Genomic DNA, 14,109 nt, shown 5'->3' with positions numbered 1-14,109 from the left:
GACCCGTCTCAGTCGAATGTCGTGGAGATGGAGTGCCAGCCGCCGGGCGGGATGCTCTGCGCCGGCTCAGGACCCCAGGTGCCCTTCTCGTACGGCAGCGGCGGCTCGGGCAGGTCGAGCACCGGCTGCACGATCCGCCACGACTCGTCCACCAGGTCGAACCTGGCGAACCTGCGCGGGTCGCCGCTGACGGCGTCGGCCAGGATGCGGACGTACGCGGCCTCCAGGGGGCCGAGCACCTTGGTGAAGTCGACGCTGACCGGCACCGGCCTGGTGCGCTGCCTGCCCGGCTCCTTGGCCAGCAGGTCGAACGTCACCCCGGCGTCGGGCTGCAGCCGGAACCTGATGAGGTTGGGGCTGTCAGGGGCGTCGCCGTGCTCGAACATCGCCACCGGCGGCTGCCGCAGCTCGGCGACGATCTCCAGGTCGGTGGTGGGCATCGCCTTGCCGGCGCGGATGCACCACGGCACGCCCGCCCACCGCCAGTTGTCGATGCAGGCGCGCAGCGCGACGTACGTCTCGGTGGTGGAGCCGGGACGCACGCCGTCGGTGTCGAGGTAACCGACGTACTGGCCGCGTACGACGTCGGAGGGCGAGATGGGCTGGACGGCGCGCAGCACCCGCCACTTCTCGTCGAGCTGGGCGCGGGCGTCCTTGGACGGCGGCGGGTCCATGGCGAGGATCGCGAGCAGCTGCAGCAGGTGGTTCTGGACGACGTCGCGGATCGCGCCGTTGGCGTCGTAGAAGCCGCCCCGGTCGTGGATGTCGAAGTCTTCCGCCATGGTGATCTGGATACTGCGGATGAAGGAGCGGTTCCAGATGGGCTCCAGCAGCATGTTGGCGAACCGGAACACCATGAGGTCTTCGACCGGTTCCTTACCGAGGAAGTGGTCGACCCGGCGCAGATGGTCTTCGTCGAAGTACTTGAGCAGCTCGTCGTTGAGCTCGCGGGCCGACTGCAGGTCGTGGCCGAACGGCTTCTCGACGACGAGCCGGGCGTCGCGGTTGAGGCCCTCGCCCGCGAGACCCTCGGCGACCGCGGCGAACAGCGCCGGCGGCACGGCGAGGTAGTGGACGAGGAACCCCTTGCCCTCGACCTCGTCGCGCAGCTGGGCGAACACCGCTGGGTCCTGGTAGTCGCCGCTCACCAGCCGCAGGTTGGACGCCAGCTTGTCGAACGCCGCGTCGTGGACGCCGCCGCACGCCTCGCGGACGTGCTCGCGCAGCCCGTCGAGGTCGAGGTCGGTCCTCGCGACGCCGATGATCGGCAGGTCGAGCCGCCGGTCGGCGGTCAGCCGGTAGAGGGCGGGCAGGATCATCTTGCGCGCGAGGTCTCCGGTGATCCCGAACAGGATCAGCGCGCCGGCCTGCTCAGGCACGACGCCCCCGCAGCTCGCGGTAGCGGCGGATGAGCTGCTCGGTGGAGGCGTCGGGGAACTCCGTCGGCGGCTCGTCGGAGGTGAGCGCGGGCGCGAGGTCGAGCGCCATCTTCTTGCCGAGCTCGACACCCCACTGGTCGAAGGAGTCGACGCCCCAGATGGTGCCCTCGACGAAGACGATGTGCTCGTAGAGGGCGACGAGCTGCCCCAGCGTGGACGGGGTCAGCTTCGGCGCGAGGATCGTCGAGGTCGGGCGGTTGCCCGGCATCACCTTGTGGGGCACGATCGCGGCCGCGGTGCCCTCGGCGGCGATCTCGTCGGCGGTCTTGCCGAAGGCCAGCGCGGAGGTCTGGGCCAGCAGGTTGGCGGTGAGCTGGTCGTGCATGCCCTCGCGGTCTTCGTAGGGCTCGGCGAACCCGATGAAGTCGGCCGGCACGAGGCGGGTGCCCTGGTGCAGCAGCTGGTAGAAGGCGTGCTGGCCGTTGGTGCCCGGCTCGCCCCAGAAGATCTCGCCGGTGTCGGTGGTGACGGCGGTGCCGTCGGCGCGGACGGACTTGCCGTTGGACTCCATCGTGAGCTGCTGCAGGTAGGCCGGGAAGCGGTGCAGCCGCTGGCTGTAGGGCAGCACGGCGCGGGTCTCGGCGCCGAAGAAGTCGGTGTACCAGATGCCGAGCAGGCCCATCAGGACCGGCATGTTGGCCTCGAACGGCGCGGTGCGGAAGTGCTCGTCGACGGCGTGGAAGCCGGCCAGCATCTCGCGGAAGCGCTCGGGGCCGACGGCGATCATCAGGGACAGCCCGATGGCGCCGTCGTAGGAGTACCGGCCGCCGACCCAGTCCCAGAAGCCGAACATGTTGTCGGTGTCGATGCCGAACTCGGCGACCTTGGCCGCGTTGGTGGAGACGGCCACGAAGTGCTTGGAGACGGCGTCGTCGCCGAGGGCCTCGACCAGCCAGCGGCGGGCGACCCGGGCGTTGGTGAGCGTCTCGAGCGTGGTGAAGGTCTTGGAGCTGACCACGAACAGCGTGGTCTCAGGGTCGAGTCCGGCGAGGTTGCCGGTGATGTCGGCGGGGTCGATGTTGGAGACGAACCGCGCCGTGATGCCGGCGTCGGCGTAGTCGCGCAGCGCCTCGTAGGCCATGGCGGGCCCGAGGTCGGAGCCGCCGATGCCGATGTTGACGACCGTCTCGATGGGCTTGCCCGTCGCGCCCCGCCACTGCTTGTCACGTACGCGGTCGGCGAAGTGGCTCATCTTGTCGAGCACGGCGTGCACGTCGGCCACGACGTCCTGGCCGTCGACGACCAGCTCGGCGTCGCGCGGCAGGCGCAGCGCCGTGTGGAGGACCGCGCGGTCCTCGCTGACGTTGATGTGCACGCCGCGGAACATGGCGTCGATGCGCTCGCGCAGCCCGGCCCGCTCGGCCAGCGCCAGGAGCAGGTCGAGCGTCTCCTGCGTGACGCGGTGCTTGGAGTAGTCGAGGAAAAGGTCTGCGGCGGTCACCGTCATGCGCCCGGCACGGCCCGGATCCTCCGCGAAAAGCTCGCGCAGCTGTCTGCCCGCCAGCTCGTCGTGGTGCTTGCCCAGGGCCGCCCACTCCTGGCTCTGGGTGATATCGCCGTTCACTCGTTCCTCCTCGCGTAGGGCCCGGATCGATCACGCGCCGATCCCATCGTCCCGTAACCGCATACCCAGACAGGTTGATTCCGCGCACGGCTGATTGGACTTTTGGCGCCTTACTACCCATAGCGGAACGGCGCCCCGGGGTTCAGCGAGGTCCGTGGTGGAAGCATCAGGAGATGGAGCACATAGACGCGTACTGGAGGGCGGCCAACTATCTGTCCGTCGGCCAGATCTACCTACTGGACAATCCGCTGCTCACCGAGCCGCTGCGTCCTGAGCACATCAAGCCGCGCCTGCTCGGCCACTGGGGGACGACGCCCGGCCTGAACTTCTGCTTCGCCCACCTCAACCGGGTCATCCGCGAGCGCGACCAGGACATGATCTACATCTGCGGCCCCGGGCACGGCGGGCCGGCCGCGGTGGCCCACGCGTGGCTCGAGGGTTCCTATTCCGAGCGTTATCCGGACGTCTCGCAGGACGCGGAGGGCATGCGGCGGCTGTTCCGCCAGTTCTCCTTCCCCGGCGGGGTGCCGAGCCACGTCGCGCCGGAGACGCCGGGCTCGATCCACGAGGGCGGCGAGCTGGGCTACTCCCTCGCCCACGCGTACGGGGCCGCGTTCGACAACCCCGACCTGGTGGTGGCCTGCATCGTCGGCGACGGCGAGGCCGAGACGGGCCCGCTGGCGGCGAGCTGGCACTCCAACAAGTTCATGGAGCACCGGCGCGACGGCGTCGTCCTGCCGATCCTCCACCTGAACGGCTACAAGATCGCCAATCCCACCGTGCTGGCCCGCATCCCGTTCGACGAGCTCGTCAAACTCATGGAGGGGTACGGTTACCGCCCCCACGTCGTGGGCCCCGACCACGCGGAGATGGCGGGCACCCTCGACACCGCGTTCGAGGAGATCGCCCAGTACAAGGCGGGCGACGCCGACCGGCTCCCGATGATCATTCTGCGTACGCCGAAGGGCTGGACCGGGCCGCGCGAGGTGGACGGCAAGCCGGTGGAGGGCACCTGGCGCGCCCACCAGGTGCCGCTGGCCAAGGTCCGCGAGAACTCCGCCCATCTCGGGATGCTGGAGGAGTGGATGCGCTCGTACCGGCCGGAGGAGCTGTTCGACGCCGACGGGCGGCCGGTGCGGCAGATCCTCGGCACGGTGCCGCGCGGCGAGCGCCGGATGAGCGCCAACCCGCACACCAACGGCGGCGAGCTGCTGGAGCCGCTGCGGCTGCCCGACTTCCGCAAGACGGCGGTCGAGGTCAAGTCGCCCGCCACGCAGTCGAGCGAGCCGACGCGGGTGCTCGGCGCGTTCCTGCGCGACGTGATCGCCGAGAACCCGAGCACGTTCCGGCTGATGGGTCCGGACGAGACGGCCTCCAACCGGCTGACGGAGGTGTTCGAGGTCACCGACCGGGCCTGGGACGCCGCGACGCTGCCGACCGACGAGGACCTTGGCCCCGACGGCCGGGTCATGGAGGTGCTGAGCGAGCACCTGTGCCAGGGCTGGCTGGAGGGCTACCTGCTGACCGGGCGGCACGGGCTGTTCAACTGCTACGAGGCGTTCATCCACATCGTGGACGCGATGTTCAACCAGCACGCGAAGTGGCTGGAGTCGTCGCAGAAGATCCCGTGGCGGCGGCCGGTGGCGTCGCTGACGTACCTGCTGTCGTCGCACGTGTGGCGGCAGGACCACAACGGCTTCAGCCACCAGGACCCGGGTTTCCTCGACGTGGTGGTCAACAAGAAGGCCTCGGTGGTGCGGGTGTACCTGCCGCCGGACGCCAACACACTGCTGTCGGTGGCCGACCACTGCCTGCGCTCGCGTGACTACGTCAACGTGATCGTGGCGGGCAAGCAGCCGGTGCTCGACCTGTTCACGATGGAGGAGGCGATCGCGCACAACACGCGCGGCCTCGGCATCCTGCCGTGGGCCTCCACCGACGACGGCACCGAGCCGGACGTCGTGCTGGCCTGCGCGGGCGACGTGCCCACGCTCGAGACGCTGGCCGCCGCCGCGCTGCTGCGCGAGCACCTGCCGCAGCTGAAGGTCCGCGTCGTCAACGTCGTCGACCTCATGCGGCTGCAGCCTCCGACGGAGCATCCCCACGGCATGTCGGACGCCGAGTTCAACGCGCTGTTCACCGTCGACAAGCCGGTCATCTTCGACTTCCACGGCTATCCGTCGCTGATCCACGAGCTCACCTACCGCCGCCACGGGCACGACAACATCCATGTACGCGGCTACAAGGAGGAGGGCACCACGACGACGCCGTTCGACATGGCGATGCTCAACGACATCGACCGCTACCACCTGGTGATGGACGTGATCGACCGCGTCCCCGGCCTCGGCTCCAACCAGGCCCATCTGCGCCAGCACATGAGCGACCAGCGGCTGCGGGCCCGCCAGTACACCCGTGACCACGGCGAGGACCTGCCGGAGATCAGAACGTGGACATGGCCGGCCGCATCCTCGTCCTGAACACCGGCTCCTCGTCCGTCAAGTACGAGCTCGTGGACATGCGCACCCGCGAGCGGCCCGCGCGCGGGCTGGTCGAGCGCATCGGCGAGGAGCAGGGACGCCTCGTCCACCACGTGGGCGACGCCCCGCCGTACGAGCGGCGGCGCCGCTTCGCCGATCACGGCGAGGCATTGTCCGCCGTCATGGCGACCTTCCGGGACGCGGGGCCCGAGCTGGACCCGGTCGCGGTCGGGCACCGGGTGGTGCACGGCGGCGACCGGTTCGACCGGGCCGTGCTGGTCGACGACGGCGTGATCGCCGCGATCGAGGAGCTGGCCCCGCTTGCGCCGCTGCACAACCCGGTGAACCTCGTGGGCATCCGGGTGGCGCGCGCCGCGTTCGCCGGGGTGCCGCAGGTGGCGGTGTTCGACACCGCGTTCCACCTGACGTTGCCGCCGGAGGCGTACACGTACGCGGTGCCGCGCGAGTGGGGGGTGCGGCGTTTCGGGTTCCACGGCACCTCCTGCGCGTACGTGTCCGGCCGCGCCGCCGCCTTCCTCGGCCGCGACCCCGCCGAGCTGAACCTCATCGTGCTGCACCTGGGCAACGGCGCCTCCGCGACCGCGCTGTCCGGCGGGCGCAGCCTCGACACGTCCATGGGGCTGACCCCGCTGGAGGGGCTGGTCATGGGCACCCGTTCCGGCGACGTCGACCCGGCGCTGGCCGGTTACCTCTCCCGCGTGCGGGGCCTGGACGCCGAGCACACCGAGCTGGCGCTCAGCCGCGAGGGCGGCCTGCACGCGCTGGCCGGCAGCGGCGACATGCGCGAGGTGCGCGCCCGCGACGACGCCGAGGCCCGCCTCGCGCTGGCCGTCTACACGCGGCGCATCCGCAAGTACGTCGGCGCCTACTACGCGCTGCTCGGCCGGGTGGACGCCGTGGTGTTCACCGGCGGCGTGGGCGAGAACGACGCCGCCACGCGGGCCGAGTCGCTCGCGGGTCTGGAGCGGCTCGGCCTCGTCGTGGAGCGGCGGCTCAACGAGTCGGGCTCCCGGCAGGAGCGCGCGGTGTCGCCTCCGGGGGCCGAGGCGGCGGTGCTGGTGATCCCCACGGACGAGGAATGGGAGATCGCCCGTCAGGCCCTCGCCCTCGTGGCCGAGGGCCGCTGACCGTCCTCTTCCGAGGTCCCGAACCTCCGGTATACCCGGCCTTTCCACCACATTGATCTTCGGCATGCCCGAAGGTGCCTCGTACCCGAAAAGTCCCTCGCGCAGGCATCGGCTGGACTTTGAATGGGTATTCCGTTGGTAAGGTGTCCGGAAATATGCCGCTCTGGACAGGTGGGATAGGTGGAGGTCGAACAGACAGCGCTGCCGGGGATCGGGCTACGGCACGATTTCACCACGCGGAAAGGACAGCGGGTGGGTGTCATCTCCCACCGCACGGGCCGCCGCGATCTGGTGATCTACGACGCAGATGACCCCGACGCGGTCTGCCACGTGGTCAAGCTCAACGACGAGGAGGCCGACGCGCTCGCCGAGCTGCTCGGCGCGCCGCGCATCGTGCAGCGCCTCAACCAGCTCCACCAGCAGGTGGCGGGACTGATGAGCGTGCAGCTGCCGATCCCCGCCGGCTCCCCCTACGTCGGCCGCCCCATGGGCGACGCCCGGGTGCGTACGCGTACGAGCGCGTCCGTCGTGGCCGTGGTCCGCGGTGAGCAGGTGTTCGCCAGCCCCGGTCCAGATTTCGTGTTCCGCACAGGTGATGTGGTCGTGGTCGTCGGCAGCGAGGACAGCACGGCCGAGGTGGCCGACATCCTGGCAGACGGGTAGGACCGCGGGTGCACCATACCGCGATCATTTTTCTTGAGTTCGGTGCTGTCGTCCTCGGCTTGGGCGTGCTCGGCGCGCTCGCGTTGCGCGTCGGCATCTCCCCGATCCCGCTCTACCTCATCGCCGGGCTGGCGTTCGGCACGGGTGGCGTGCTGCCCCTGGCCACCAGCGAGGACTTCATCTCGGTAGGCGCGGAACTGGGCGTCATCCTGCTGTTGCTCACACTCGGCCTGGAGTACAACGCTGACGAGCTCGTGACGAGCCTCACCAGCAACGCCCGGGCCGGCATCGTCGACCTGGTGCTGAACGCGGCCCCCGGCGCGATCTGCGCGCTGTTGCTGGGCTGGGGTCCGGTGGCGGCCGTGGCCATGGCGGGCGTGACGTACGCCACCTCGTCGGGTATCACGGCGAAGGTCCTTTCCGACCTCGGATGGATCGGTAACCGGGAGACGCCGACGGTGCTGTCGCTGCTGGTCTTCGAGGACCTCACGATGGCGGTCTACCTCCCCGTGCTGACGACGGTGCTCGCCGGGCTGAGCCTGGTGAGCGGCGCCATCGCGGTGGGCATCGCACTGGCGACCGTGAGCGTCGTCCTCGTGGTCGCCCTGAAGTTCGGGCGCTTCATCGAGGCCTTCGTGTCGAGCCCCAACAACGAGGTGCTGCTGCTCAAGGTCGTGGGCCTCGCCCTGCTGGTCGCGGGCCTGGCCCAGCAGCTGCAGGTGTCGGCCGCCGTCGGCGCGTTCCTCGTGGGGATCGCGCTGTCCGGCCAGCTGGCCCACGAGGCGCAGGCGTTGCTCGCGCCGCTGCGCGACCTGTTCGCGGCGGTTTTCTTCGTGTTCTTCGGACTCCAGACCGACCCGGGCAAGATCCTGCCGGTGGCCGGCCTGGCCGCCCTGCTGGCCCTGGTCAGCATGATCACGAAGTTGCTGACCGGCGCGTACGCCGCCAAACGGGCCGGCATCGCCAAGGCGGGCCAGGCCCGCGCGGGTATCGCGATGATCCCGCGCGGCGAGTTCAACATCGTCATCGCCGGCCTGGCGGTGGGTGCGGGAGCGCACCCCGACCTGGGCGCGCTGGCGGCGGCGTACGTCCTCATCCTGGCGGCCTTCGGTCCGCTGGCCGCCAAGCTGGTGCAGCCGTTCATCACGGCCATCGCCAAGCGGGCCTGACGCACGACCGGGAAAGGGGCGAGGCGCGTCGTTCGGACGACGCGCCTCGCCCCTTTCCCGCGTCAGCGAGCGTTGATCATCGCCGCGGCCGACGAGGAGAGGTAGTCCCAGAGCTGTCGTTCGAGGTGCGGTGGCAGGTGTGACTCCTCGACGGCGGCGCGCATGTGACGGAGCCAGGCGTCATGCGCGGCGAGGTCCACGTGGAACGGCGCGTGGCGCATGCGCAGGCGTGGATGGCCACGCCGCTCGCCGTAGGTGCGGGGGCCGCCCCAGTACTGCATGAGGAAGAGCCTCATGCGCTCCTCCGCAGGACCGAGGTCCTCCTCCGGGTACATGGCGCGCAGCAGCGGGTCGCCCGCCACGCCCTCGTAGAAGCGGCGGACCAGCCGGCGGAAGAACTCCTCGCCCCCGGCCGCCTCGTAGAAGGTCGCCGGGCTGTCGGTCGCGGGTTCGATCTCGCGTCACCTGCTTCGGTCGGAATCACTCGCGGGCCGCCCCCGCTCGACCGGCCCCCGTACGGGACATCAGGCGCATCCGGGCCGGTCAACGGAGTACGCGAACCGCATCGTACACCAACGATTAGTGCACCAATCGATCGGCTACACCGTGTGACCGGTCAGCTGTTCGCTCAGGTCCCACAGGCGGTCGGCGAGATCCGGGTCGACGGCGTAGGGCATCACGCCCACGGGCGTCTCCACGCGGCCCACCATCATGTCGAGGTTCTCGTCGTGCGAGGTGAGCACCGGGGAGACCTCGTTGTTCTCGCAGTAGACCCCGCCCATGCCCTCGAGCTGCTGGGCGGTGGCGCACCAGACGATGGTGGACGCCCCCTGCCCGGCGGTCTTGCGGCCCGAGTACGGGTCGACGACGCGCTCGCCGTGCTCGTCGACGAGGCCGTTCGTCCGCAGGAACTCCGGAGTGGTCCACGGGCTGAGGTTCGTGCCGATGATGAGGCCCGGGTGCAGGGAGAAGCCGCGGATGCCGGCGGCCTCGCCCCTCCGGTCCAGCCCGACGGTGAACAGGATGTTGGCGGTCTTGGACTGGCCGTAGCCGAGCCAGCCGTCGTACTCGCGCCGGTGGAAGTTCGGGTCGTCGAAGACCACGGGCGACAGGTGGTGCGCCCAGGCCGAGACCGTGACCACCCGCGCGCCCTCCGCCTGGCGCAGGGCGGGCCAGAGCCGGGTGGTGAGCTGGAAGTGTCCGAGGTGGTTCGTGGCGAACTGCGCCTCGTACCCGCGGGCGTCGCGTGTCAGCGGTACGTTCTGGATCCCCGCGCTGTTGACGAGGATGGGCAGCGGACGTCCGGTGGCGAGGAACCTGTCGGCGAACGCGTCGATCGAGGCCGGGTCCATCAGGTCGAGCTGCTCGATCTCGACGCCGTCGATCCCCGCCAGCATGGCGCGAGCACGGTCAGGGAAGCGCGCCGGGACGACCACGGTGGCGCCGGCGGAGCACAGGGCACGGGTGGTTTCCAGGCCGAGGCCGGAGTGGCCGCCGGTGACGACCGCGGTGGTGCCCGTGAGGTCCGTTCCCTTGATCACTTCGGCGGCGGTCGACGCGGCGTCGAACCCGGAGCCGATCGGCTGTTGTGGACTGGACATGTCGCGAAATTTCTCCTCAAGAAGGGGTCTGCGCATGCCTCGCGCCCCCGGGCGAGGCATGCGCGGTCGGGGCGGTGGCCCGCCCGAGAACGGCTGTCAGGCGATCGCCGTGGAGCGGCTGAGCGGCTCCCACGTGACCATGTCGGCCAGCAGAGCCTCGTGGTGGGCGCGCAGCGCGTCGACCGCGTCGCCGCCGAGGACGATGCGGAGCGGCGGGTTGTCGGCGTCGAGCACCTTGAGCACGGCGGCGGCGCCCTTCGCCGGGTCGCCCGGCTCCTTGCCCGCGATCTCCGCGACCATCTGCCGGAGACCACCTGAGCTGGCCTCGTAGGCCGGGTTCTCCGGAGCCAGCACCATGTTGTTGGTGATCTTCGTACGGAACATGCCCGGTTCCACCAGCAGGACCCGCACACCCAGGGGCGCCAGTTCACTCGACAGCGCCTCGCTGAAAGCCTCGAGCGCGTGCTTGGCGGCGTCGTAGCCGCCCAGCCCCGGGTAGACCATCCGGCCGCCCAGGGAACTCATCTGCACGATCGTCCCGCTGCCCTGCTCGCGCATCAGGGGCACGATCGCCTTGGTGACCTCCGCGGCCCCGAAGAAGTTGACCTCCATCAGCGACCGCAACTGCTCCATCGAGGTCTCCTCGACGGCCCCGATCATGGTGAACCCCGCGTTGTTCACGAGGACGTCGACGCGTCCGAACGCCGCCAGCGTCGCCCGCGCCGCGGCCTGGACGGAGTCCGGGTCCGTGACGTCCAGCGCCGCCGTGCCGACCCGGTCGCCGCCGATCTCCACCAGGTCGGCCAGCGTCTCCGGACGCCGTGCGGTGGCCATGACCCGGTCGCCGGCGGCCAGCGCGGCCAGCGCCATCTCGCGCCCGAACCCGGTCGAGCAACCGGTGATCAACCAGACGCGGCCCTGCGTTTCGCTCGTCATTCCCTACCCCTTCAAACGTGGTGTTTGCCGAGGTCAATGGTGGTGGTGGCGCAGCGGAGCCGTCCAACACCTGCTTCTTGTCACAGTTGTAGGCTTTTCTTGTGAGTCCCGACCTTCGGCAGCTGAGGTACTTCGTCGCCGTAGCCGAGGAGTCGAGCTACACCCGGGCCGCCGAACGGCTCCTGGTCAGCCAGCAGTCGCTGTCGCAGCAGATCGCGCTGCTGGAGCGCATGCTGGGCGCGAAGCTGTTCGACCGCGACACCCGGGGCACCAGCCTGACCGCCATCGGCGCGCTGTTCCTGCCCGAGGCGCGCGCGGTGCTCGACCGGGCCGACGAAGCGGTCAACGTCGTGGCACGGGCCGTACGCGGTGAGGTCGGCAGCCTGCGCCTCGCCTTCCTCGCCACCACCACGAACCACCTGCTCCCGCCGATCGTCAGGACCGTCCGGCGACGCCTGCCGGGCATCAGACTGACGACCGAGTGGACGACGATCGCCGATCTGGTCGAGGGCGTGCTCAAGGGCCGCTACGACGTCGCGTTCACCCGGCCTCCGCTGGTGGCCGGCCTGGAGACCAGGACGCTGATCAGCGAGCCGGTGTGCGCCGTCCTGCCCGAGGACCATCCGCTCGCCGGGCGGAGCGAGCTGACGCTGGGCGAGCTGGCCGGCGAACGGTGGGTGCTGACCCCGCGCAGCTCGTGGCAGCCCTGGCACGACGCCTTCGACCGCTCCTTCCGTACGGCGGGGTTCACCCCCGACGTGGTCCAGCGGGACGCTAACGTGCAGGGGCTGCTCGGCCTGGTGGCGGCCGGTGTCGGGATCACCCGGCTGGCCAGGTCCGCCCGCGATCTCCGGCGCACCGGCGTGGTGTTCGTGCCGCTGGCAGGGGAGTTCGTGCCCACAGAGATGGTGTGGTCGTCCGGCAACACCTCACCCGCGTTGCACGGACTGCTGGACGTGGTCACCGAGCTGGCCGCCTCGACCGATCTCACCGAGTCCGGCTGACGCGGCTCCCGGCAGGCGCCGGGAGCCGGCGCGCGTCAGTGGTCCGCGTCCGTCTCCTCCTGTCCGGGGGTGCGGCGCGAGGTCCTGAACACGATCCACGCGCCCACCACGATCAGCACCGCGAGGCCGCCCCAGACCCACGCGGGCACGCCGGGCTCCGTCCCGGCCGCTGCCGGCGACGGTGTCGTGGCCGCCGGTGCGGCGGCCACGCCGGAGGACGACGGGGTGGAGGCGGAGCCCTTGACGCGGAAGGGGATCTCGCCCTCGATGGGGTGCCCGTCGGACGAGACGACCCGCCAGCCGATCACGTACGCGCCGGGCGCCAGGGGCTGCGGGACGTCGGTGAGCACCTTCGGCCCGTCGAGCCGTGGCTTGTCGAGCGGGATCGCCTTCCCTGCGGCGTCGTGCAGCACCACGAACGGGAACTTCACGCTCGCGTTGTACTCGAGCTCGATCTCCGCCACGGAGGCGACCTCCGCGTCCTTGGCGGGCGAACTGCTCTTGAGGCTGTCGTGGGCGTACGCCGGCGCGGCCTGCCAGGTCAGGACGGCGGCGCAGGCGAGCGTGGCGAGGCCCGCTCCGAACCGGCGCCAGGACGGAAACTTCATGATCAACTCTCTCCAGGGGGCTCTCCGGGCGGCCCGCTCGCGATGCGGGGCCCGGACTCGTACCGGCGGACTGTCGGCAACCGCTGGCCACGGCCCCCGAGCGCGGACCGGCCGCGGGCGCGTCGACGCGCCCGCCGGTCGGCGCGACGGCGTCGAAGGACGGGACGGGCAGGGTCAGCGGGACGTGACCGGTGGGCCCCTGCGGGTGATCGCGGCGGCGACGATCCGGCCCGCGCCGGCGGGCACCGCGTACGGGAAGAGCGGCAGTGACGGCGGGCGCGGGCCGGTGTCCACGGCGGTCGGCGCGGCGGCGAAGAGGCGGATGACCGGGCGGGGCGCGCCGTACAGGCGCAGCATCAGCCACAGCGCGCGCTCGCCGCGGTGCAGCCACCACGCCGTCAGGGCCGCCACGGTGAGGTGGACGAGCGCCATGCCGGACGCCGTGTGCCCGTGACCGGCGACGTGGCCGGGCGCCAGGTGCTCGAAGAGCTGGTGCAGGACCGCCTGCGTGGTGACGGTGGCGGCGAGCACCGCGGCCGGGCCGCGTTCGCGCCCGTCGATCACGTACGCCAGAGCGAGCACGGCCAGCACCGCGGCGACGAAGGCCTCGAACGGGACGTGACCCCCGCCGGCCAGGATGTGTCCGGTCACCGACACCGCGCCGCAGGCCGTCGCGAACACGACGGCCCTGGAGAGGCGGAGCACCGCTGACGCGCGGGACACAGGCCACATCCTTCCACACGGCCCGCCCCGCTCCCGCGGCAAGACCGCCGAGGGCGGTGCACAAGGGCGGCGCGGTCAAGGGCGGCGCGGTCAGGGGCGGCGTGGTCAGGGGCGGCAGACGCGGTCGACGAGGTCGCGCCAGCCGCTCGTGAGGCGCCGCTCGGCCCTGTCGGCGGCGGCGTCGAGGGCGGACGCCGACACGTACAGCAGGAGTGGCGCGTCGAGTGCGGCGGTGAGCTGCATCGCGAGGAGATCGAGGTCGGCGGCGCCGAGGGGGATCCGGCCGAGGAGCATCCGGATGTGGGCGCGCGACAGCGGCGTCTGCGTGCCGGTGGGAACGTTCTGGCGGCCGTCGATGCTGTGGCGCGCGATCTCCCGGTGCTCCAGCAGGAACCGGATGCGGGCCTGGCCGTAGGCGATCAGCCGCTCGCGCGGCGGGGCGTCAGGGCCCAGTGGCGGCGGGCCGGACAGCACCTGCTCCTGGAAGCCGCGCTCGCTGTCGTCGAGCAGCGCCTGGAAGATGCCGGCGCGGGTGCCGAAGCGGCGGAACACGGTGCCCTTGCCGAGCCCCGAGCGTTCGGCGAGGGCGTCCATCGTGAGGCGGTCGGGGCCGGATTCGGCGAGCATCTCACGGGCCGTGGCGAGCAGCAGTCGCCGGTTGCGCGCCGCGTCGGCGCGCTCGGCGCGCGGCGCTCCCCAGGACACATCAGACGCGTTCACGCACCCCACCCTAACGGCGTCCAGATAAACGGGGTAAAGTCCGTTTCCACGTTCGCC

At 71.0% G+C, this 14,109-nt stretch carries 12 protein-coding genes and 1 pseudogene; 5 read left to right on the top strand and 8 right to left on the bottom strand.

Annotation, left to right across the window (positions count from 1 at the left end):
* Positions 1–8: 8 nt before the first annotated feature.
* A complete protein-coding gene (gene zwf, locus BLR04_RS08580; RefSeq protein ID WP_090761444.1) occupies positions 9–1,379 on the bottom strand; it encodes a glucose-6-phosphate dehydrogenase in 1,371 nt (456 codons plus the stop codon).
* Entirely contained in the window at positions 1,372–3,003 is a 1,632-nt protein-coding gene (pgi, locus tag BLR04_RS08575) for a glucose-6-phosphate isomerase (protein ID WP_090761442.1), read from the bottom strand. The genes zwf and pgi overlap by 8 nt, the downstream gene beginning before the upstream one ends.
* A gap of 173 nt (positions 3,004–3,176) precedes the next feature.
* Here pgi and BLR04_RS08570 point away from each other — a divergent pair, with 173 nt between their 5' ends.
* From BLR04_RS08570 to BLR04_RS08555, 4 genes are all read left to right on the top strand, one after another.
* Complete coding sequence (locus BLR04_RS08570) at positions 3,177–5,480, top strand: phosphoketolase family protein (RefSeq protein ID WP_090761440.1); 2,304 nt, start codon at positions 3,177–3,179, stop codon at positions 5,478–5,480.
* Entirely contained in the window at positions 5,456–6,628 is a 1,173-nt protein-coding gene (locus tag BLR04_RS08565) for an acetate/propionate family kinase (protein ID WP_090761589.1), read from the top strand. Before BLR04_RS08570 ends, BLR04_RS08565 begins: the two co-directional genes overlap by 25 nt.
* Before the next feature lie 180 nt (positions 6,629–6,808).
* Positions 6,809–7,291: a cation:proton antiporter regulatory subunit gene (locus BLR04_RS08560; protein ID WP_090761438.1), complete on the top strand. Its 483-nt coding sequence runs from the start codon at positions 6,809–6,811 to the stop codon at positions 7,289–7,291.
* A gap of 8 nt (positions 7,292–7,299) precedes the next feature.
* Complete coding sequence (locus BLR04_RS08555; protein WP_090761436.1) at positions 7,300–8,460, top strand: cation:proton antiporter; 1,161 nt, start codon at positions 7,300–7,302, stop codon at positions 8,458–8,460.
* A gap of 71 nt (positions 8,461–8,531) precedes the next feature.
* On the opposite strand, the pseudogene BLR04_RS08550 reads toward BLR04_RS08555, so the two are convergent.
* The 3 genes and pseudogenes from BLR04_RS08550 to BLR04_RS08540 all read right to left on the bottom strand — a co-directional run.
* A pseudogene (locus BLR04_RS08550) lies at positions 8,532–8,915 on the bottom strand (globin); the annotation flags it as partial.
* Positions 8,916–9,059: 144 nt separating this feature from the next.
* Entirely contained in the window at positions 9,060–10,061 is a 1,002-nt protein-coding gene (locus tag BLR04_RS08545) for an SDR family NAD(P)-dependent oxidoreductase (protein WP_090761432.1), read from the bottom strand.
* Positions 10,062–10,157: 96 nt separating this feature from the next.
* Positions 10,158–10,997, bottom strand: coding sequence for an SDR family NAD(P)-dependent oxidoreductase (locus BLR04_RS08540; RefSeq protein WP_090761431.1), 840 nt, complete (start codon positions 10,995–10,997; stop codon positions 10,158–10,160).
* 101 nt (positions 10,998–11,098) lie between these two features.
* On the opposite strand from BLR04_RS08540, the gene BLR04_RS08535 reads away from it, so the two are divergent.
* Positions 11,099–12,001 (top strand): LysR family transcriptional regulator, encoded by a 903-nt coding sequence (locus BLR04_RS08535; RefSeq protein ID WP_090761429.1) that lies wholly within the window; start codon positions 11,099–11,101, stop codon positions 11,999–12,001.
* A 35-nt stretch (positions 12,002–12,036) separates the two neighbouring features.
* On the opposite strand, the gene BLR04_RS08530 is transcribed toward BLR04_RS08535, so the two are convergent.
* The 3 genes from BLR04_RS08530 to BLR04_RS08520 all read right to left on the bottom strand — a co-directional run bounded on the left by BLR04_RS08530 (position 12,037) and on the right by BLR04_RS08520 (position 14,052).
* On the bottom strand, positions 12,037–12,609 hold the full coding sequence (locus tag BLR04_RS08530; protein ID WP_143021987.1) for a copper resistance CopC family protein: 573 nt from the start codon (positions 12,607–12,609) through the stop codon (positions 12,037–12,039).
* Positions 12,610–12,783: 174 nt separating this feature from the next.
* Positions 12,784–13,332 (bottom strand): hypothetical protein, encoded by a 549-nt coding sequence (locus BLR04_RS08525; protein ID WP_090761425.1) that lies wholly within the window; start codon positions 13,330–13,332, stop codon positions 12,784–12,786.
* Positions 13,333–13,437: 105 nt separating this feature from the next.
* Positions 13,438–14,052: a TetR/AcrR family transcriptional regulator gene (locus BLR04_RS08520; protein ID WP_218128768.1), complete on the bottom strand. Its 615-nt coding sequence runs from the start codon at positions 14,050–14,052 to the stop codon at positions 13,438–13,440.
* Between the last annotated feature and the right edge of the window lie 57 nt (positions 14,053–14,109).

Origin of the sequence: Nonomuraea maritima (assembly GCF_900100395.1) — a bacterium.
GTDB classification, from domain to species: Bacteria; Actinomycetota; Actinomycetes; order Streptosporangiales; family Streptosporangiaceae; genus Nonomuraea; species Nonomuraea maritima.
Note: the sequence above shows the minus strand (reverse complement) of the source record. Positions and strands in the feature narration are given on the sequence as shown.

What these genes read in the sequence shown, in the direction of transcription:
- BLR04_RS08570 (WP_090761440.1), top strand. Translation starts at nt 3,177, where the DNA reads ATGGAGCACATAGACGCGTACTGGAGGGCGGCCAACTATCTGTCCGTC.
- BLR04_RS08565 (WP_090761589.1), top strand. Translation starts at nt 5,456, where the DNA reads ATGGCCGGCCGCATCCTCGTCCTGAACACCGGCTCCTCGTCCGTCAAG.
- BLR04_RS08545 (WP_090761432.1), bottom strand. Translation starts at nt 10,061, where the DNA reads ATGTCCAGTCCACAACAGCCGATCGGCTCCGGGTTCGACGCCGCGTCG.
- BLR04_RS08540 (WP_090761431.1), bottom strand. Translation starts at nt 10,997, where the DNA reads ATGACGAGCGAAACGCAGGGCCGCGTCTGGTTGATCACCGGTTGCTCG.
- BLR04_RS08530 (WP_143021987.1), bottom strand. Translation starts at nt 12,609, where the DNA reads ATGAAGTTTCCGTCCTGGCGCCGGTTCGGAGCGGGCCTCGCCACGCTC.